The sequence below is a fragment of the Streptomyces sp. NRRL S-31 genome (assembly GCF_000718775.1).
In the GTDB taxonomy this organism is placed as follows: Bacteria; Actinomycetota; Actinomycetes; order Streptomycetales; family Streptomycetaceae; genus Streptomyces.
Genome location: NZ_JOCB01000006.1, coordinates 79,138 through 99,353, shown reverse-complemented (window position 1 = coordinate 99,353; position 20,216 = coordinate 79,138). Strand labels below are relative to the sequence as shown.

The window sequence follows — 20,216 nt, the reverse complement described above, 5'->3', positions numbered from 1 at the left end:
ATGTAGGGGCGGGGGCGAAGGTCGTCAAGAGCCGTCCGGACAGCGGAAAGCGCCGGACAGGAGAGGCCGGCGAGGAGCACCATGGGAGCGCCGTCCCGACGCGACGCCTTGGAGTGGGCCCATGCCCGAGAGCGTGCCGGTGCGCTGTCCGGTCTGCCGGCGCGCACACGTCTACACCGCACCGGCCTATCCGTGCGTGTGCGGGGCGCCGGTCGCCCCGGGGCTGGACCCGGCGGCCGAGCCGGCCGTGGCGGAGCACCGCGGCTGGGACGACGAGTGGCTCACCGTGGCGTGCGACGCCTGCGGGCGCCCGGGCCAGTGGCCCCGCCCGGAACTGGGCTGCCCCTGCGGCACGGTGCTGCGGCCGGCGGTGGCGGCGCGGCGGACCGACGGCACGGCGACGGGGCCGGGTGCGGGAACGGGACCGGAAACGGCGCTGACGGCCGCGGCGGTGCGCACACCCGGCGAGGCGCGTCCCCCGTTCCGGCCCCGCGCCGTCCGCTCCGCCCGCGACGCCGTCGCCACCGCCGCGCTCTATCTGCGGTGGCTCGGGCACCGGGACGTCCGCCGGACCGGCCACCGGCCGCCGAACGGCATCGCCCTCGCCGCCCCCGGGCTGCTCGCCCAGGTGGACCCGACGGTGCGGCCGGCGGCCCCGCGGGACGTGGAGTGCCTGTGGCTGACGGCGATGGCCGAGTCCGCGCGGTGCGTGTACTTCTCCCTCGCCGGTTACACGGCCACCGCCCGGACCGGCGCGGACGCGCTGGGCGTCCCGCTGTTCGTGCTCGACCTGGCGGGCGTACCGCAGCCGGTCAACGACGCCGCCGAGACCCTGCACGCCACGGGCGCCCCGGAGCCGGGCACCGGGACACGGGACGGACAGCCTTGACGGGACTGCCGGGACTGCCGGGACGGACGGGACCGCCGGGCCTGAGGCGCGTCGGCTTCAGAACCGGCCCGCCGTTTCCCGGCTCCGGACACGGCCCGCCGCTTCCCGGCCTCAGCCCCCGTACGTCGCGCGCAGCTCCACCTTGCGCACCTTCCCCGACACCGTCATCGGGAAGGCGTCGAGGATGCGCAGCCGGCTGGGGATCTTGTAGTGCGCGAGCCGGTCCGCGCAGAACGCGCGCAGTTCCTCCAGCGTGAGCGGGTCCGCCGGGTCGCCGGGGATGACGCAGGCGAGGACCTCCTCGCCGTACCGCTCGTGCGGCACCCCGACGACCTGCACGTCCCGGATCTTCGGGTGGGCGTGGAGGAACTCCTCGATCTCGCGCGGGTAGATGTTCTCGCCGCCCCGGATGATCATGTCCTTGATCCGGCCGACGATCTCGACGTACCCGTCCTCGCGCATCACCGCGAGGTCCCCGGTGTGCATCCAGCGGCCCGCGTCGATCGCCTCGGCCGTCCTCTCCGGCTCGTTCCAGTAGCCGAGCATCACGCTGTAGCCGCGTGTGCACAGCTCCCCCGCCGCGCCGCGGGGCCGGGTCACGCCGGTGGCCGGATCGACGATCTTGACCTCCAGGTGGGGCAGGACCCGGCCGACGGTGGCGGTGCGGTGCTCCAGGTCGTCCTCGATCCGCGTCTGCAAGGACACCGGCGACGTCTCCGTCATGCCGTAGCAGATGGAGACCTGTTCCATGTGCATCTCGGCGACCACCCGCTTCATCACCTCGACCGGGCAGGGCGAGCCCGCCATGATGCCGGTGCGCAGGGAGGAGAGGTCCCAGGAGGCGAAGTCGGGGAGGTTCAGCTCCGCGATGAACATGGTCGGGACGCCGTACAGGGAGGTGCAGCGCTCCCGCTGGACCGCCTCCAGCGTGGCCCTCGGGTCGAAGGACGGGGCCGGGATGACCATGCAGGCGCCGTGGGACGTGGCGGCCAGGTTGCCCATCACCATGCCGAAGCAGTGGTAGAAGGGCACCGGGATGCAGATCCTGTCCTGTTCGGTGTAGGCGACCGACTCCCCCACGAAGTAACCGTTGTTGAGGATGTTGTGGTGGGAGAGGGTGGCGCCCTTGGGGAAGCCCGTGGTGCCCGAGGTGTACTGGATGTTGATCGGGTCGTCGCAGGACAGCTCCGGGAACACGGCGCCGGGGGTCCGGCGGGTGAGCAGCGCCTCCCAGCTCGGGTCGCCGAAGTAGACCGTCTCCCTCAACCCGGGGCAGCGGCCCCGCACCTCCTCGGTCATCGCCCGGTAGTCGCTCGCCTTGTGGCGGAGCGAGGCGAAGAGGAAGGAGACACCCGCCTGTTCGAGGACGTACGCGACCTCGTGGGTGCGGTAGGCCGGGTTGATGTTCACCATCACCGCGCCGATGCGGGCGGTGGCGTACTGGACCAGCACCCATTCCGGGCAGTTGACCGCCCAGATGCCCACCCGGTCGCCCTTGGCGACCCCGCCGGCGAGCAGCGCGTGCGCCAGCCGGTCGACGTCGGCGGCGAACGCGGCGTAGGTCCAGCGCCGCCCGGACGGCACGTCGACGAGCGCCTCGCGGTCCGGCCAGGCCGCGACGGCGCGGTCCAGGTTGGCGCCGATGGTGTCGCCGAGGAGCGCGGTCGGCCCGGTCCCGTGCGTGTACGAGGGCCGCGCGGTCACCGGAAGTCCTCCTCGCGGTACTCGTCGCCGGAGCCGGCGGCCGTGGCCTCGCGCAGCTCGATCCGGCGGATCTTGCCGGAGACGGTCTTGGGCAGGGTGCCGAACTCCAGCCGGCGGATGCGCTTGTACGGGGCGAGCACCCGGCGGGAGTGCTCGAAGATGGCCTTCGCGGTGCCGGGGCCGGGCTCCCAGCCCTCGGCGAGCACGACGTACGCCTTGGGCACGGCGAGCCGCAGCTCGTCCGGGGCGGGCACGACGGCCGCCTCGGCCACCGCCGCGTGCTCCAGCAGCGCGCTCTCCACCTCGAACGGACTGACCTTGTAGTCCGACGCCTTGAACACGTCGTCGCTGCGCCCGATGTACGTGAGGTAGCCCTCCTCGTCCCGGGTGGCGATGTCCCCGGTGCGGTAGTAGCCGCCCGCCATGGCCTCCGCCGTGCGGTCCGGATCGCCGTGGTAGCCGGTCATCAGCCCGACCGGCCGCTCGCCGAGGTCGAGGGCGATCTCCCCCTCGGTGACACCGGGCGCGCCGGAGACGGGATCAAGGAGCTCCACCCGGAAGCCGGGGCTGGGGCGGCCCATGGAGCCGGTCTTCAGCCGCTGGCCGGGGCTGTTGGAGACCTGTACGGCGGTCTCGGTCTGTCCGAAGCCGTCCCGGATGGTGACGCCCCACGCCCGGCGCACCTGCTCGATGACCTCGGGGTTGAGCGGCTCGCCCGCGGCGACGGCCTCGCGGGGCACCCCGCGCGACCGGGTCAGGTCGGCCTGGATGAGCATGCGCCACACGGTCGGCGGGGCGCAGAAGGTGGTCACCCCGGCCCGCTCCATCTCGGCCATCAGTCGGGCCGCGTCGAACCGTGTGTAGTTGAAGATGAAGACGGTCGCCTCCGCGTTCCACGGGGCGAACAGGTTGGACCAGGCGTGCTTGGCCCAGCCGGGCGAGGAGATGTTCAGGTGCACGTCGCCGGGTTTGAGGCCGATCCAGTACATGGTGGCCAGGTGCCCGATCGGGTACGAGGTGTGGGTGTGCTCGACCAGTTTGGGGCGGGCGGTGGTGCCCGAGGTGAAGTAGAGCATCAGCGGGTCGTCGGCCAGGGTCGGCCCCTCCGGGACGAAGTCGGCGGGGGCCGTGTACGCGTCCTCGTACGGCTCCCAGCCCTCCTCCGGCAGCCCGCCGACCGAGATCCGGGTGTAGGTGCCGGGCACCTCGGCGAACTTCGCGGTGTCCTCGGCCCGGACGACCACGTGCCTCACCCGGCCTCGCTCGACCCGGTCGCACAGGTCGGCCGGACCGAGCAGCGGGGTGGCCGGGATGACGACCGCCCGCAGCTTCATCGCGGCCAGCGCGGTCTCCCACAGCTCGGCCTGGTTGCCGAGCATGACGAGGACGCGGTCCTCGGCGGCGACGCCGCGCTCGCGCAGCCACCGGGCCACCCGGGTCGACCGCTCGGACAGCTCGGCGAAGGAGAGGCGGGTCTCGGTGCCGTCCTCCTCGACGATGTGCAGCGCGGTGCGGTCGTTGCCCGCGGCGATCACGTCGAACCAGTCCAGCGCCCAGTTGAAGTGGTCCGGCCGGGGCCAGCGGAAGCCGGCGTAGGCGGTGGCATAGTCCTCGCGGTGTTCCAGCAGGAAGTCCCGGGCCCTGCGGAACGACTCGGTCGCCGTCGTCATCACACACTCCTTGCTCTTCCGGACCATTGCCGGGCGGCTCTCTGGCATCGTCTAATCCGTGATGCGGGTCTCACTACCCCCGAACGGGGGTGTGGGCGGCCGAAGGGCGGACGAGGTGACGGCAGACGCGGTGGGGGCGGTGGAGATCGGCGGCGCGCTGGCCCGGCTGCGGCGCGCGACGGGACTCCCGGTGGCCTTCGGCGGTCTGGTGGAGTCGGGCCGGCCGCGGGTCCGCATCAGCGAGCTGAGCGGCACCACCACGGCCGCGCTGCGCTCGCTCGCGGTGACCTCCGGCAACGGGCTCGGCGGCAAGGCGGTGGCGCTGGCCCGCCCGTGCGCGGTGCCGGACTACTCGCGCTCCCGGCAGATCAGCCACGAGTACGACGTACCGGTGGCCGCCGAGGGCATCCGCGCGGTGCTCGCGGTGCCGGTGGTGGTGCGGCGCCGGGTGCGCGGGGTGCTCTACGGCGCGCTGCGCTCGGCCCGGCCGCTCGGCGACCGCACGCTGGGCGCGGCGATGGCGGTGGCGCGGGACCTGGAACAGACCCTGGTGGTGCGGGACGAGGCGCGGGAGCTGCTGGCGGCGGCCCGGCCGGAGCGGGCCGACGCCGGGCGGGGCGCCGCCTGGGAGCAGGTGCGCGAGGCGCACGCGGCGCTGCGGGCCCTGGCGCCCCGGATCGCCGACCCGGGCCTGCGGGCGGAGCTGCTGGCGGCGTGCGGGCTGCTGAACGCGCCGCCACGAGCCGGGGGCGTGACCCTGGCGCCACGCGAGCTGGACGTGCTGTCCTGGGTGGCGGCAGGGGCCACCAACGCGGCGGTGGCCGAACGGCTGGGCATCGGCCCGGAGACGGTCAAGGGCTATCTGCGTTCGGCGATGCGGAGGCTGGGCGCGCACACGCGAGGGGAGGCGGTGACCGCGGCCCGCAGGGCGGGACTGCTCCCGTAGCCCGAAGACGGTCAGGAAACCTGCCCATTCATCCGGCGCCGCTTTGAATTTCCCTCGGCTTGACCGTTTGTTATTTCCCTCACCACGGCTTCCGTCCGAATTTCCAGGATCGTTGCCTAGAATTTGGCCCGGACACGACACACGAGGGGAGCGGTGACCGTGCGACGGGACTTCCAGGAGCCTGCCAGGTGCCGCCCCGACCTGGTCATCGGCCGCGGGGAGCTGTTCGCCGGCGCCCGTGGGCAACTCGCCTCGGGGGGCAGTGTGCTGCTCCACGGCCCCGCCGGAATAGGGAAATCCACCGTCCTGCGGGCATTGGCCGAGGAATACGGCGCCACCGCGCACACGGTCCTGCGCTGCTCGGCGACCGAGTCCGAATCGCACCTCCCCTTCCTCGCCCTCGCCGACCTCCTCGGCCTGGTGCTGGACGACGTCGCCCCGCGCCTGCCCGCCGCCCAGCGGACCGCGCTGGAGTCGGCGCTCACCGGCCGCGGCGAGTCCAGCCTCCAGCGCGACGGGCTCGCCCTGCGCCTGGCCGTGCTCTCCGCGCTGCGCACGCTCGCCGCGCACGGCCCGGTCCTGATCGTCGCCGACGACCTCCAGTGGCTGGACCCGGCCAGCGCCGAACTCCTCGGCTTCGCCGCCCGGCGCCTGGAGGGCACCCCGGTGCAACTGCTCTGCGCGGTCCGCACGGAGGGGCAGGACAGCCAGGAGTACGACCGTCATCTGCGCGCCGGCCCGCCGGACACCCTCGCCGTCCGGCTCGGCCCGCTGAACCGCGCCCAGGTCGCCGAGCTGCTCGACCACCGCGGTCACGGCGGCCTGCCCCGCTCCACCGTCCGGGAGATCCACCGCACCAGCGGAGGCAACCCGCTGTTCGCCCTGGAGCTGGGCCGCGCCCTCGCCGAGAGCCCCACCCCGCCCCGGCCGGGCGAACCGCTGCCGGTGCCGACCTCGCTGCGCGCGCTGGTCCTCAGCCGCCTGGACATGCTCTCCGTGGAGGCCCGCCGCACCCTGCTGGTGGCCAGCGCCGGCGCCCGCCCCACCCCGGCGCTGCTGCACGCCGCCGGCCGGGAGAACGCCGAGGCCGAGTGCGCCCAGGCCGCCGAACTCGGACTGCTCGCCACCGAGCCCGACGCACCCGCCGTACGGTTCGCGCACCCGCTGATCTCGGCCGCGCTGTACGCGGAGACCCCCGCGCACGAGCGGCGGGCCGCGCACGCGGCGCTGTCCACCGCCGCCTCCGACCCGATCGAGCGGGCCCGGCACCTGGCGCTCGCCACCACCGGCACCGACCCGGAGGTCGCCGCCCGGCTCGCCGGGGCCGCGGCCCTCGCCCGGGACCGCGGGGCGCCCTCGGTCGCCGCCCAGCTGGGGCTGCTCGCCGCCCGGCACACCCCCGCCGACGGCGTGCCGGGACCGGAGGAACGCCGGCTCACCGCCGCCGAGGACGCCATCACCGCCGGTGAGGTCGATCTGGCCCGGGACATCGCCCGGGAGGTGCTGACCCGGGCCACCGTGCCCGCCGACCGGGTGCGGGCCTGGATCATCGTCATCGACACCGCGGGCCACACCATGGCCGAGGTCGACGCCGTCTTCCCGCAGGCCCTCGCCGATGCCGGCGACGACCCCCGGCTGCTGGCCCTGGTCCACTACCAGCTGGCCTGGCGGGCACTGATCGTGGAGGGCGACTTCACCGAGGCCCGGCAGGCCGCCGCGCACGCCGCCGACCTGGCTGCGTGCGGCGGGGACCGGCGCACCGAGCTGCTCGCCCTCGCCTTCCAGGCGCAGACCGAGACCCTGATGGGCCATCCGGAGGCGCCCCGCACCATCAAGCGCGCCCTGCACGAACCCCAGGACGCCCGGGTGGCGTGCCATCACAACGGCGCGGGCAGCGCCCGGTTCCGCTGGCTGGTGATGGGAGACCAGCTGGCCGAGGCCCGGACCACCGTCACCGCGCTGCTGCGCGAGGTGCGCCGGCGCGGCTCGGTGGAGAGCGAGGTGCACTTCCTGCGCGGCCTCGCCGAGACCGAGCTGCGCGCCGGGCACTGCGGGCGCGCCCTCGACCTGGCCCGCGACAGCCTGCGGCTGGCCCGGGACTCGGGTATCGGCGAGACCGCCTCGGCGATGCTCACCTCGCTCGCGGAGGCATCCGGCGGCGAGGTGGACCGGGCCCTGGCACTCGCCCGGGAGGCGGTGGACCACGCGGAGGAGGACGGCGACCAGATGTACCTCTCCCGTGCCCTGGGCGCCCTCGGCTACGCCCAGCTGGTGGCCGGGGACCCGGCGGGCACCGTGCGCTCGCTGCGCCGGGTGCGCACCCTGGAGCTGGGGCTCGGCATCACCGACCCGGCCCGGGGCCGCTGGCAGGGCGACCTCGCCGAGGCGCTGGTCCGCACCGGTGAACCCGCCGAGGCGCAGGACGTCATCGACGTCAGCCGGGAACACGCGCTGCGGCTGGGCCGGGAGAGCGTGCTCGCGGTGCTCGACCGGTCCGAGGCCCTGGTGCGCGCCGCCCGGGGCGACCTCGAGGCCGCCGTCGCCCAGTTGACGTCCGCTCAGGAACGGCTCGGCAAGCTCGGCTACGGCCTGGAGGAGGCGCGGGCCGCGTTCGCGCTGGCCCGGCTGCGCGGGCGGGGGCCCGGACGGCCGGTCTTCGACGAGGCCACCCGGATGTTCCGGCGCTGCCGGGCGCTGCCCTGGCTGCGCCAGGTGGACGACGCCCTCGCCGCCCCCGAGCCGGAACCGGCGCCGCCCGCGTCCAAGGCGCCGGCCGCCCTGGACGTGCTCGCCGCGATGGAGCGTCAGGTCGCCGCGCTGGTCATGGAGGGCGCCACCAACCGGGAGATCGCGGCCCGCCTGTTCATCAGCGTCAAGACGGTGGAGGCGACCCTGACACGGGTCTACCGCAAGCTCGGCATCCGGTCGCGTGTCGACATCGTCCGATTGGCGGCAGGTCGCCGCGCGCCCTGAACGGCGACCTTGTTAACTGAACCGGACCGAGGGTTTTCCCTCACCCAGCCCCTTAGGGGGTTCCCTCATTGGGAGCCGCGGGTTCCGGGTCCTAGCGTGAAGGGCGTGCCGCTCGCCCGGGCATACGGGGGTCGGTCCCGCGACCCCCGTGCAGACCCCCGACACCCGCGCGATCCCCCACCGGTGCAACCCCCCACTGAGGAGCCTCATGTTCGGGCCCAGACGTCTGAGAAAGACCACCGTGACCCTGGTGGCCACCGCCGCCGCGGCGGCGACCGCGCTGCTCGCCTCCCCCACGGCCGGCGCCGCGCCCCAGCCCATCGTCGGCGGTACGACCACGACGACGACCGCGTACCCGTTCACGATGCAGATCACGGACGCGTCCCAGAACCAGTTCTGCGGTGGCACCCTGGTGGCGCCCAGGAAGGTCGTGACGGCCGCGCACTGCATGGTCGGCGAGACCACGGGCAGCGTCCGGGTGGTGGGCGGCCGGACCTACCTCAACGGCACCGACGGCACGGTGAGCCGGGTCGGCAAGATCTGGATCAACCCCGGCTACACGGACGCCACCAACGGCGACGACGTGGCCGTACTGACCCTCTCGACGTCGATGCCGTACACCGCGGCGAAGTACGTCGGCTCCTCCCAGACGGGCGTCTACGCGGCCGGCACCACGGCCCGGATCCTCGGCTGGGGCACCACCTCGGAGAACGGCGGCTCCTCCAACCAGCTGCGGACCGCGACCGTCCCGGTCGTGTCCGACTCCAGCTGCCGTTCCTCCTACGGTTCGGACTTCGTCCAGTCCGACATGGTGTGCGCCGGATACACGTCCGGCGGCGTGGACACCTGCCAGGGCGACAGCGGCGGTCCCCTGCTCATCGGGGGCGTCCTGGCAGGGATCACTTCTTGGGGCGAGGGGTGCGCGGAGGCGGGTTACCCGGGTGTCTACACCCGGCTGACCACCTTCTCGGACCTGGTGACCGCGCAGGTCGACTCGTAACCCGGAAGATTTCCCGAGTACCCCCTCGGGTGTACGCCGGGGGGCGTTGCGGGCCACCACGAGCGGCCCGCAACGCCCCCTCTCCAACGCGTGACGATCCTCGCGGCCCGGCCCCGGCCCACGGCGGTACGGGCGGAATCCGCAACCTGCCTTCCGGCAGGGTCCGTTGCCCGTGATACGTACGAGTGTGCGACTGTCCGACGGACGGTACGGCGGAGACGGAAGGGGCGGACATGACGGATGCGTTGGTGCTGGGCGGTGGCGGAGTGGGCGGGATCGCCTGGCTCACCGGGCTGCTGGCGGGACTGGCCGACGCCGGGCGGGACGTGACGGGAGCCGGTCTGCTCGTGGGCACCTCGGCCGGGTCCACCGTGGCGGCCCAGCTGGGCAGCGGGCTGAGCCTGGCGGAGCTGTACGCCCGGCAGGCGGACCCCGCGCGGCAGACCGCCGAGATCGTGCCCGAGACCGACCTGGAGGAGGCCGTCGCGCGGATCGGGGACGCCGTCCGGTCGGCCGCCTCCGTCCCGGAGGCGCGGCGCGCGGTGGGACGAGCGGCGCTCGCGGCGCGGACGGTCGCCGAGCCGGAGCGGCGCGCGGTGATCGCGTCGCGGCTGCCCCGCCACGAGTGGCCCGAGCGGGACCTGCGGATCGTCGCGGTGGACGCGGACAGCGGTGAGCCGCGGGTCTTCGACCGGACCTCGGGCGTCCGGCTGGTGGACGCCGTCACGGCGAGCTGTGCCGTGCCGGGCGTGTGGCCGCCGGCCACCATCGGTCACCGCCGTTACGTGGACGGCGGCGTGCGGTCCATGGCCAACGCCGACCTGGCCGCCGGCGCCGACCGGGTGCTGGTGCTGGTGCCGCTGGGCACCGCCGAGCCGTTCCCCGGCGAGCACCCGCTGGAGCGGACCGTGGCGGAGCTGCGCGCCCGGGGCACCGAGGTCGTGGTCGTCGCTCCTGACGAGGCGTCGGTCGCGGCGGTCGGCGGCAGGGCCCTGGACCCGGCCACCCGCCGTCCGGCCGCCGAGGCGGGCCGGGCACAGGGACGGGCGCTCCTGCTGCCCTGGGAGGGCTGAGCGCGCCCGAGGGGCGGTGCCCGGACGGACGCGGGGCCGTCGAACAGGTGCTCTATACACCCAGTGTATAGTCCGGGCATGCCTCTTTCGACCGAGATCTCGATGCCGCAGCGCGCGCCCAGGAAGACGCGCGGAACGGGCCGGGGGTTGCGCCGCCGGGTCCTCGTGTCCGCCACGGCCTGCCTCATGCTGGCGCTCTCCGGCTGCGCCCGGGTGGACACGACGGCGCCGAGCACCGCGCGGGCCGAGGCGGCACACGGCGCGCCGGCCCGGTTCGGGACCGCCGACTGCCGCGAGGCCAAGTGCATCGCGCTCACCTTCGACGCGGGACCCAGCGAGAACTCGGCGCGGCTGCTCGACATCCTGAAGGAGAAGAAGGTCCCGGCCACCTTCTTCCTGCTCGGCAAGCGGCACATCGAGAAGTACCCGGAGCTGGTCAAGCGGATGGCGGCGGAGGGCCATGAGGTCGCCAGCCACACCTGGGACCACAAGATCCTCACCCGCATATCCGACCGGCGGATACGCGAGGAGCTGAAGCGGCCCAACGACGCCATAGAACGGCTCACCGGGCGCAAGCCGACGCTGATGCGCCCGCCGCAGGGCCGCACCGACACGAACGTGCACGAGATCAGCAAGGAGCTGGGCCTGGCGGAGGTGCTGTGGAGCGTGACCGCCAAGGACTACACGACCGACGACTCGGCGCTCATCACGAAGCGGGTCCTCGACCAGTCGTCCCGGGACGGGATCATCCTGCTGCACGACATCTACCCCGGGACCGTGCCGGCCGTGCCCGGCATCATCGACGCGCTGAAGGAGCGCGGCTACGTGTTCGTGACGGTCCCCCAGCTGCTGGCGCCCGGCCGGGCGGAACCCGGCAAGGTGTACCGCCCGTAGCCGGTCCGGCCGTTCAGAACACCACCGACCAGCCTTCCCCGGCGGCCTGCTCCGCGGTGTAGGAGACGCCGTCGGCCTTCAGGCCGGCCGCGTCCAGGAGCGTGATCTCGCCGCCGTGGTTGCCCAGCGGGGTGTCCGCGGTGAGGGGCACGCCGAGGCAGGCGCCGGCCGCGAGCGGAGCCGCGGCGGGGACCGGCGAGCCCTTGCCGAGCCGGCTCACGATTCTCCAGCCCGTCAGGTCCACGGCGTCCGGCGAGGCGTTGAACAGGGTGACGGTCTCCGCCTCGGGGGCCGGGCCCTTGGGGTTGACCAGCGCCGCGACGATCCGCACGGGCCGCGTGCCGGCCGTGGGCCGGGTGCCGTCCACGTCGTCCAGGGTGTGCCCGGTGGTGTCGTCGGTGTGCCATGCCTGGCTCTGGAAGGCCAGGAAGATGCCGACCCAGCGGGGCTGCCCGGGGAAGTGCAGCAGCAGGCCGCCGTCCTGCCACACGCCGTCGTCGTCGGTGAACCGCCCGCTGTTGCCCTGGTTCATGTGGATGTCGTGCACGCCGTTGCCGGGGAGGAAGCCGAACACCTTGTCCTCGGTGGCGGGTTCGGGTCCGAAACGGGAGCCGAAGACGTACAGCCGGGCGCCGGGGTCGTCGACCGCCCGCCGCACGTAGTGGTCGAGGAGGTCGGCGAGGTCGTTGTCCGGGCCCGCGACGTCCGGCGGGAGCGTACGCATCGCGGACGGGTCGAAGAGGTTGCCGCGGACGAAGTCGAGGTTCGGTCCGCCGGGGCCGGGCGGCAGGGTGTTCCAGCCGCCCGGCAGCCCTTCCAGGGCCGCTGTCAGCGGGTGACGGACGTCGTTGTCGACGAGGTAGAGCAGGTCCGAGGGGCGCTGCTGCGAGAGCACGTTGACCGCGGCGCGGTAGTGCGTGCCCGTGTCGTCCGTGAGATGGATCTGGTAGTGCGGTGTACCTTTCGCGCCCTCGCGCCTCGTGGCGACGGCGCGGGCGATCAGAACACCGTAGGTTTTCACCGGCATGATGGATCAACTCCCCCGGGAGGCGAGGGGGTTGCCCGGCCCTTGGCAGGGAGCCTGGGAGTTGGGGGGCCGGGGCGCCGCCCCGCGCACCGACTGTTCCAGGATACGACTGCCCCGGGACGCCTGCCAGGCGAACGGGGCGTGGCGCGGGGCCGAACGCGCGGGTGACCGGCGCCTCTTGCCTACGATCGTGCCGTGCCCACCTTCTCCCTCGTACGTACGCCCCCGCTCCCGCCCGACGAGGCCTGGCGCCGGCTCACGGAGTGGCCCCGCCACGCCCACGCGGTCCCGCTGACCCGGATCAGGGTGCTCACGCCCGCGCCGACCCGCGAGGGCACCCGCTTCGTCGCCCGGTCGGGGCTCGGTCCGCTCACCGTCGACGACGTCATGGAGGTGACGGTGTGGCGGCCGCCGGCCGGTGACGAGGGCGGCCTGTGCCGGCTGGAGAAGCGCGGCCGGATCGTCCTGGGCTGGGCGGAGATCGAGGTCCTGCCCGGGCCGGGGGGCCGCAGCCGGGTGGTGTGGCGGGAGGAGCTGCGGGTCCGCTCCCTGCCGCGCGCCTTCGACGGCGCCCTGGAGTGGACGTCCCGCCGGATGTTCGGACGCGCGGCGGACCGGCTGCTGAGGAGGGCGTGAACCGACCGCCACGCACCGTCTCGCAGTCCTCGCGGCCTGACCGTCTCCGCAGATCGCGACTGGTTCGCGTGTGCGTCCCGGTGGAGTGTGCGGACCGACGATGGCCGACCCGGGTGTGATAGCCCCGCACACCGTCACGGGGGGGGCGTTGCAGACACGGCCCGACAGCAGCCTCCCCCACCGGACCCGCTGCATCGGCCCCCCGGCCCCGGTGACCCTCCACCCACAGCATGCCGCGCCGCCGCCGCGCCTCAATGCCGAGTCACCCCACGGACCCGATCCGGCCCGCGGGCCGCACGACCACGTGGCGGCCAGCGCGAATCAGCCTCCGGTGGCGGAGACAGCCGGTCCCGCACGCCGTCGGCAACCACCGCGCACCCGTCGCAGATCAAGTCCGACAGCAGCCTCCCCGCCGAAACCGCCGGGCGGCTCCCGGCCCCGGTGACCACGCGCCCGCAGCGAGCCGCGCTGCCGCCGCCCTCGGCGTCGCGTCAGGCCACGGAGCCGATGCGGCCCGTCGGCCGGGCGGGTGTGTCGTGGTGGATGGGAGTGTGTGCGCCGGTCAGAGCGACGCCGCTGCCGCCGCGGCGGTTCGCGACGATCTCCGCGCCGATCGACAGCGCCGTCTCCTCGGGGGTGCGGGCGCCGAGGTCCAGGCCGATCGGGGAGCGCAGCCGGGCCAGCTCAAGCTCGGTGACGCCGACGGCGCGCAGCCGTTCGTTGCGGTCCAGGTGGGTGCGGCGGGAGCCCATGGCGCCGACATAGGCGACCGGGAGGCGCAGGGCCACCCGCAGCAGCGGTACGTCGAACTTGGCGTCGTGGGTGAGGACGCACAGCACGGTGCGCGCGTCGACCTCGGTGCGCTCCAGGTACTCGTGCGGCCACTCGACCACGATCTCGTCGGCCTCCGGGAAGCGGGCGGCGGTGGCGAACACGGGGCGGGCGTCGCACACGGTGACGCGGTAGCCGAGGAACTTGCCGACGCGGACCAGCGCCGATGCGAAGTCGATGGCGCCGAAGACGATCATCCGGGGCGGCGGGACGGAGGACTCGACCAGGACGGTGAGCGGAGCGCCGCAGCGCGAGCCCTGTTCGCCGATCCGGACGGTGCCGGTGCGGCCCGCGTCCAGCAGGGCACCGGCCTCGGCCGCGACCGTGCGGTCCAGTTCGGGGTGGCCGCCGAACCCGCCGTCGTACGAACCGTCGGGGCGGACCAGCAGGGCCCGGCCGCGCAGCTCATCCGGCCCGTCGGCGATCCGCGCGACCGCCGCCGCCTCCCCACGGGCGGCGGCGGCCAGCGCGCTCGCGAAGACCGGCCGGGCGGGACCGTCCGCCCGGACCGGCGTGACGAGGATGTCGATGACACCGCCGCAGGTCAGACCGACGGCGAAGGCATCCTCGTCGCTGTACCCGAAGCGTTCGAGGACGGTCCGGCCGTCCTGGAGCGCCTGCCGGCACAGCTCGTACACGGCGCCCTCCACGCACCCGCCGGAGACCGATCCGACGGCCGTGCCCCCGGTGTCCACCGCGAGGGCGGCGCCGGGCCGGCGCGGAGCGCTGCCGCCGACGGCCACCACGGTGGCGACGGCGAAGTCACGGCCCTGCTCGACCCACCGGTCAAGTTCCTCGGCGATGTCCAGCATGTGTGCGGTCTCCTCACGGGATGGGGTGCGGGGGGGGCGTACGGCGGGCTAGTGGACGCCCAGCCAGCCCTCGAGGGGATGAAGGGCGAAGTAGACCAGGAACACGATCGTCAAACCCCACATGAAGGCGCCGATCTCGCGGGCCTTGCCCTGGGCCGTCTTGATGGCGACGTAGGAGATGACGCCCGCGGCGACACCGGTGGTGATGGTGTACGTGAACGGCATCAGGACGACGGTCAGGAAGACGGGGACGGCGGTGGCGCGGTCGGCCCAGTCCACGTGCCGGGCGTTCATCAGCATCATGGCGCCGATGACGACCAGGGCGGCGGAGGCGACCTCCTGCGGCACGATCGCGGTGACCGGAGTGAAGAACAGGCAGGCCGCGAAGAACAGACCGGTGACGACCGAGGCGAGTCCGGTGCGGGCGCCCTCGCCGACGCCGGTGGCGGACTCGATGAACACGGTCTGGCCGGAGCCGCCCGCCACACCGCCGATCGCGCCGCCGGCGCCGTCGATGAACAGCGCCTTGGACAGGCCCGGCATCCGGCCCTTGTCGTCGGCGAGCCCGGCCTCGGTGCCGACGCCGATGATGGTGGCCATCGCGTCGAAGAACCCGGCCAGCACCAGCGTGAAGACGATCATTCCGACGGTCATCGCGCCGACCTCGCCCCAGCCGCCGAACTCGACGTCGCCGAAGAGCGAGAAGTCGGGCATGGAGACCGCGCCGCCGTGCAGCTCGGGGGCGCCGGCGGCCCACTGTCCGGACGGGATGACGCCGGTGGAGTTCAGGACGGCGGCGACGACCGTGCCGCTGACGATGCCGATGAGGATGGCGCCGGGGATGTTCCGGGCCTGGAGCATGAAGATCAGCAGCAGGGTGCCGGCGAAGAGCAGGACCGGCCAGCCGGTCAGCTCACCGGCGGGGCCGAGGGTGACGGGGCCGCCCTTGCCCTGGTGGACGAAGCCGGACTTGTAGAAACCGATGAACGCGATGAACAGGCCGATGCCCATCGTGATGCCGTGCTTGAGCGCCAGCGGGATGGCGTTCATGATCATTTCACGCAGGCCGGTGACGACGAGCAGCATGATGACCGCGCCGTACATCACGCACATGCCCATCGCCTGCGGCCAGGTCATCTCGGGGGCGACCTGGGTGGACAGCACCCCGGAGACGGAGAGGCCGGCGGCGAGGGCGAGCGGCACCTTGCCGACGAAGCCCATCAGCAGCGTGGTGAGGGCCGCCGCGAACGCGGTGGCGGTGATCAGCGCCTTCTGGCCGAGCGTGTCCCCCGCCGCGTCCTTGCCGGACAGGATGAGGGGGTTGAGCAGGAGGATGTACGCCATCGCCATGAAGGTGGTGATGCCGCCGCGCACCTCACGCGCGACCGTGGATCCTCTTCGGGATATGTGGAAGTACCGGTCGAGCCAGGACCGCCCGGCCGGGACGCGACTGCCGTCGGCGGCGTCCTCGGCCACGGTCCCGGGCTCCACTGACTGCTGGGTCATGGTGCCATCTCCCAAGGTTCACAGGGGCACCCGTGCCACCGCGCTGACGGGGCTCCGGGATTTGGGGAATGGACGACCCGGGGGACGGCCCGAGACGAACGAGTTTCCGGGTGCTTCGAGGACCGCGAGCGGAGCGGAACGCGAAGGGGTTCCTCCGGGCGGCGCGGCGGGGTGTGTGACGTTCCCGGCGCCGCCCGGAGAGCTCGCGGTGCTACGCGGTTCCCGTGAGGTGCTCGGGCCGCACCGGCGTGCGGTCGAGCTCCAGTCCGGTCGCGTTCCGGATCGCCGCGAGGACGGCCGGGGTGGAGGACAGGGTCGGGGCCTCGCCGACGCCGCGCAGGCCGTACGGGGCGTGCTCGTCGGCCAGTTCGAGCACGTCGACCGGGATGGTCGGCGTGTCGAGGATGGTCGGGATCAGGTAGTCCGTGAAGGAGGGGTTGCGGACCTTGGCCGTCTTCGGGTCCACGATGATCTCCTCCATCACGGCCACGCCCAGGCCCTGGGTCGTACCGCCCTGGATCTGGCCGACGACGGAGAGCGGGTTGAGCGCCTTGCCGACGTCCTGGGCGCAGGCCAGTTCGACCACCTTGACCAGGCCCAGTTCGGTGTCGACCTCGACCACCGCGCGGTGTGCGGCGAAGGAGTACTGGACGTGTCCGTGGCCCTGTCCGGTACGCAGGTCGAAGGGCTCGGTCGGCCGGTGCCGCCACTCGGCCTCGACCTCCACGACCTCGCCCTCCAGGACGTCGGCCAGGTCGCCGAGGACCTCGCCGCCGTCGGTGACGACCTTGCCGCCCTCCAGCAGGAGTTCGGCGGTGGCCCAGGCCGGGTGGTAGGAGCCGAACTTGCGCCGGCCGATCCGGAGCACCTGCTCGCGGACCAGCTCGCAGGCGTTCTTCACGGCGCCGCCGGTGACGTAGGTCTGCCGGGAGGCCGAGGTCGAACCGGCGCTGCCCACCTGGGTGTCGGCGGGGTGGATGGTCACCTGGGTGACGCCCAGCTCGGTGCGGGCGATCTGCGCGTGCACGGTGACACCGCCCTGGCCGACCTCCGCCATCGCGGTGTGCACGGTCGCGACCGGCTCACCGCCGACGACCTCCATGCGCACCTTGGCGGTGGAGTAGTCGTCGAAGCCCTCGGAGAAGCCGACGTTCTTGATGCCGACCGCGTAGCCGACGCCGCGTACGACGCCTTCGCCGTGCGTGGTGTTGGACAGGCCGCCGGGCAGCTGCCGGACGTCGGCGCCCTCGCTCGACTCCCACTGGCGCTCGGGCGGCAGCGGCATCGCCTTGACGCGGCGCAGCAGTTCGGCGACCGGGGCCGGGGAGTCGACCGGCTGCCCGGTCGGCATGATGGTGCCCTGCTCCATCGCGTTGAGCTGCCGGAACTCCACCGGGTCCAGGCCGAGCCGCTTCGCCAGCTTGTCCATCTGCGCCTCGTAGGCGAAGCACGCCTGCACCGCGCCGAAGCCGCGCATGGCGCCGCAGGGCGGGTTGTTGGTGTAGAGGGCGATGGCCTCGATGTCGACGTCGTCGATGACGTACGGGCCGACCGACAGCGAGGAGGCGTTGCCGACGACCGCCGGGGAGGCGGAGGCGTAGGCGCCGCCGTCCAGCACGATCCGGCACTTCATGTGCGTGAGCTTGCCGTCCCGGGTGGCGCCGTGCTCGTAGTACAGCTTGGCCGGGTGCCGGTGGACGTGCCCGAAGAAGGACTCGAACCGGTTGTAGACGATCTTCACCGGCTTGCCGGTGCGCAGGGCGAGCAGACAGGCGTGGATCTGCATGGACAGGTCCTCGCGGCCGCCGAACGCGCCGCCGACGCCGGACAGGGTCATGCGCACCTTGTCCTCGGGCAGGCCGAGGACGGGTGCCATCTGGCGCAGGTCGGAGTGGAGCCACTGGGTGGCGATGTAGAGGTGGACGCCGCCGTCCTCCTCGGGCACGGCGAGGCCGGACTCGGGGCCGAGGAAGGCCTGGTCCTGCATGCCGAAGGTGTACTCGCCCCGGACGATCACGTCCGCCCGCCTCGCGGCCGCCTCCGCGTCGCCGCGGACGATCGGCTGGCGGTGCAGGACGTTCGGATGCGGGACGTGGCCCGCGTGGTGGTCGTCGCGGCCTTCGTGGACGAGGATGGCGTCCGGTGCGAGCGCCGACTTCTCGTCCGTGACGACCGGGAGTTCGCGGTAGTCGACCTTGATCTTGGCGGCGGCGCGGCGGGCCGTCTCGGGGTGGTCGGCGGCGACGATCGCGACCGGCTCGCCGTGGTGGCGCACCTTGCCGTGCGCGAGGACCGGGGTGTCCCGGATCTCCAGGCCGTAGTTCCTCACCTCGGTGGGCAGGTCGTCGTAGGTCATGACGGCGTACACGCCCGGCAAGGCCAGGGCCTCGGAGGTGTCGATCGAGACGATCTCGGCGTGCGCGACGGTGGAGCGCAGGATCTGCCCCCACAGCATGTCTTCGTGCCACATGTCGGAGGAGTACGCGAACTCGCCGGTGACCTTGAGGGTGCCGTCCGGGCGGAGCGTGGACTCGCCGATGCCGCCCTTGGTCTGCGAGCCCTGCGTGATCTTCGTAGGAGCGCCGGTGGCGGCACCGCCCGTTCGAGCGGAGCCGAGAATGGGGGACGGCATGTCAGACTCCCTCGGACTGGCGGGCGGCCGCCAGGCGGACCGCGTCCATGATCTTCTCGTAGCCCGTGCAGCGGCACAGGTTGCCCGACAGCGCCTCGCGGATGTCGGCGTCGGACGGGTTCGGGTTGCGCTCCAGCAGTTCGTCGGAGGCGACGAGCAGACCCGGGGTGCAGAAGCCGCACTGGACGGCGCCGGCGTCGATGAACGCCTGCTGGACGCAAGAGAGTTCGGTGCCCTCGCCGGTCTGCGAATCGGCGCCCTCGGCCTGCCGGGCCTCGTCCAGGGGGGTCCCGTGCGGGTCGCCGCAGGAGCGCTGCCTGGCGAAGTCCGCGAGTCCCTCGACGGTCACCACCTCACGGCCCTCGGCCTGGCCCGCCGCGACCAGGCAGGAGCAGACCGGCACGCCGTCCAGGCGCACCGTGCAGGAGCCGCACTCGCCCTGCTCGCAGGCGTTCTTGGAACCCGGCAGGCCGAGCCGCTCGCGCAGCACGTACAGCAGGGACTCCCCCTCCCAGACGTCGTCGGCCTCCTGCGGACGTCCGTTGACGGTGAAGTTGACGCGCATCACGCAGCTCCCTCGGTGGTGCGGCCGGTGCCGCGGTACGACTCCCAGGTCCAGGTCAGCGTCCGGCGGGCCATCACGCCGACCGCGTGCCTGCGGTAGCTCGCGGTGCCCCGGACGTCGTCGATCGGGTTGCAGGCGGCCGCGCACAGGTCCGCGAACCGCTTGGCGACCGACGGGGTGATGATCTTTCCGTTGTCCCAGAAGCCGCCCTCCTCCAGGGCCGCGTTCAGGAACTCCTCGGCGGCCTTGGCCCGGACCGGGGTCGGGGCGGCCGAGCCGATGCCGGTGCGCACGGTACGGGTCTCGGGGTGCAGGGCGAGGCCGAAGGCGCACACGGCGATGACCATCGCGTTGCGGGTGCCCACCTTGGAGTACTGCTGCGGGCCGTCCGCCTTCCGCACGTGCACGGCGCGGATCAGCTCGTCGGGCTGGAGAGCGTTGCGCTTGACGCCGGTGTAGAAGGCGTCGATCGGGATCATCCGGGTGCCGCGGGCCGCCGACGCCACCTCGACCTCGGCGCCGGCGGCGAGGAGGGCGGGGTGGGCGTCGCCGGCGGGCGAGGCCGTGCCGAGGTTGCCGCCGACGCCGCCGCGGTTGCGGATCTGCGGGGAGGCGACCGTGTGCGAGGCGAGCGCGAGGCCCGGCAGCTCGGCACGGAGACTGTTCATGATCTCGGTGTACGGGACGGAGGCGCCCAGCCGTACGCTCTCCTCGCCTGCCTCCCATTCGTAGAGGTCGCCGACGCGGTTCAGGTCCAGCAGGTACTCGGGCCGGCGGTGGTCGAAGTTGATCTCGACCATCACATCGGTGCCACCCGCAATCGGCACAGCGGTGGGGTGCTCGGCCTTCGCGGCGAGCGCCTCCTCCCAGCTGGCGGGGCGAAGGAAGTCCATGACCGGCTCTCTTCTTCGTCTCGTGGGTCGTTCGGATTGAGCCAATCCGTGTGCGGCGGGCCCGGCTCGTTCATGTGCTGTTCACGTGGAGTGGACTCAGTACACCGCTCCGTACTCCGGCGGGGTCAGTCACCGAAACCATGAAGGAGTTGGCTGGCCAGGGCG

At 73.4% G+C, this 20,216-nt stretch carries 15 protein-coding genes; 7 read left to right on the top strand and 8 right to left on the bottom strand.

Features of this window, described 5'->3' with window-relative positions; translation table 11 throughout:
- Positions 1-121 precede the first annotated feature (121 nt).
- A complete protein-coding gene (locus IF37_RS0104360) occupies positions 122-889 on the top strand; it encodes a hypothetical protein (RefSeq protein ID WP_173456719.1) in 768 nt (255 codons plus the stop codon).
- 111 nt (positions 890-1,000) lie between these two features.
- Here the strand turns inward: IF37_RS0104360 and IF37_RS0104355 are convergent, their stop codons facing one another.
- Both IF37_RS0104355 and IF37_RS0104350 read right to left on the bottom strand, forming a co-directional pair.
- Positions 1,001-2,593 (bottom strand): AMP-binding protein, encoded by a 1,593-nt coding sequence (locus IF37_RS0104355; RefSeq protein ID WP_030736374.1) that lies wholly within the window; start codon positions 2,591-2,593, stop codon positions 1,001-1,003.
- On the bottom strand, positions 2,590-4,263 hold the full coding sequence (locus IF37_RS0104350; protein WP_030736371.1) for an AMP-binding protein: 1,674 nt from the start codon (positions 4,261-4,263) through the stop codon (positions 2,590-2,592). The genes IF37_RS0104355 and IF37_RS0104350 overlap by 4 nt, the downstream gene beginning before the upstream one ends.
- A gap of 115 nt (positions 4,264-4,378) precedes the next feature.
- On the opposite strand from IF37_RS0104350, the gene IF37_RS0104345 reads away from it, so the two are divergent.
- From IF37_RS0104345 to IF37_RS0104325, 5 genes are all read left to right on the top strand, one after another.
- Positions 4,379-5,209 (top strand): helix-turn-helix transcriptional regulator, encoded by an 831-nt coding sequence (locus tag IF37_RS0104345; protein ID WP_030736369.1) that lies wholly within the window; start codon positions 4,379-4,381, stop codon positions 5,207-5,209.
- Between the two features lie 153 nt (positions 5,210-5,362).
- The gene (locus tag IF37_RS0104340) at positions 5,363-8,182 is read left to right on the top strand and encodes an AAA family ATPase (protein ID WP_030736366.1); all 2,820 of its coding nucleotides are present in this window, start codon (positions 5,363-5,365) and stop codon (positions 8,180-8,182) included.
- 208 nt (positions 8,183-8,390) lie between these two features.
- Positions 8,391-9,182, top strand: coding sequence for a trypsin-like serine protease (locus tag IF37_RS0104335; RefSeq protein WP_030736363.1), 792 nt, complete (start codon positions 8,391-8,393; stop codon positions 9,180-9,182).
- Positions 9,183-9,415: 233 nt separating this feature from the next.
- Positions 9,416-10,255: a patatin-like phospholipase family protein gene (locus tag IF37_RS0104330; protein ID WP_030736360.1), complete on the top strand. Its 840-nt coding sequence runs from the start codon at positions 9,416-9,418 to the stop codon at positions 10,253-10,255.
- Between the two features lie 186 nt (positions 10,256-10,441).
- Positions 10,442-11,149, top strand: coding sequence for a polysaccharide deacetylase family protein (locus IF37_RS0104325; protein ID WP_253915641.1), 708 nt, complete (start codon positions 10,442-10,444; stop codon positions 11,147-11,149).
- A gap of 13 nt (positions 11,150-11,162) precedes the next feature.
- Here the strand turns inward: IF37_RS0104325 and IF37_RS0104320 are convergent, their stop codons facing one another.
- Positions 11,163-12,176, bottom strand: coding sequence for a DUF2278 family protein (locus IF37_RS0104320; RefSeq protein ID WP_030736348.1), 1,014 nt, complete (start codon positions 12,174-12,176; stop codon positions 11,163-11,165).
- A 195-nt stretch (positions 12,177-12,371) separates the two neighbouring features.
- Between IF37_RS0104320 and IF37_RS0104315 the strand changes: the two genes are divergently transcribed.
- Positions 12,372-12,812 carry an SRPBCC family protein gene (locus IF37_RS0104315; protein ID WP_030736345.1) on the top strand — a complete coding sequence of 147 codons (441 nt, stop codon included), beginning with the start codon at positions 12,372-12,374 and terminating at the stop codon, positions 12,810-12,812.
- A 491-nt stretch (positions 12,813-13,303) separates the two neighbouring features.
- Here IF37_RS0104315 and IF37_RS0104310 read toward each other — a convergent pair whose 3' ends face one another.
- The 5 genes from IF37_RS0104310 to IF37_RS0104290 form a co-directional block, all read right to left on the bottom strand.
- Positions 13,304-14,455: an XdhC/CoxI family protein gene (locus tag IF37_RS0104310; protein ID WP_030736341.1), complete on the bottom strand. Its 1,152-nt coding sequence runs from the start codon at positions 14,453-14,455 to the stop codon at positions 13,304-13,306.
- 48 nt (positions 14,456-14,503) lie between these two features.
- The gene (locus tag IF37_RS0104305; RefSeq protein WP_030736339.1) at positions 14,504-15,961 is read right to left on the bottom strand and encodes an NCS2 family permease; all 1,458 of its coding nucleotides are present in this window, start codon (positions 15,959-15,961) and stop codon (positions 14,504-14,506) included.
- Between the two features lie 211 nt (positions 15,962-16,172).
- Positions 16,173-18,593 carry a xanthine dehydrogenase family protein molybdopterin-binding subunit gene (locus IF37_RS0104300; RefSeq protein WP_052844967.1) on the bottom strand — a complete coding sequence of 807 codons (2,421 nt, stop codon included), beginning with the start codon at positions 18,591-18,593 and terminating at the stop codon, positions 16,173-16,175.
- Between the two features lies 1 nt (position 18,594).
- Positions 18,595-19,158: a (2Fe-2S)-binding protein gene (locus IF37_RS0104295; RefSeq protein WP_030736333.1), complete on the bottom strand. Its 564-nt coding sequence runs from the start codon at positions 19,156-19,158 to the stop codon at positions 18,595-18,597.
- Positions 19,158-20,051 (bottom strand): xanthine dehydrogenase family protein subunit M, encoded by an 894-nt coding sequence (locus IF37_RS0104290; protein WP_030736329.1) that lies wholly within the window; start codon positions 20,049-20,051, stop codon positions 19,158-19,160. The genes IF37_RS0104295 and IF37_RS0104290 overlap by 1 nt, the downstream gene beginning before the upstream one ends.
- Positions 20,052-20,216: the final 165 nt, after the last annotated feature.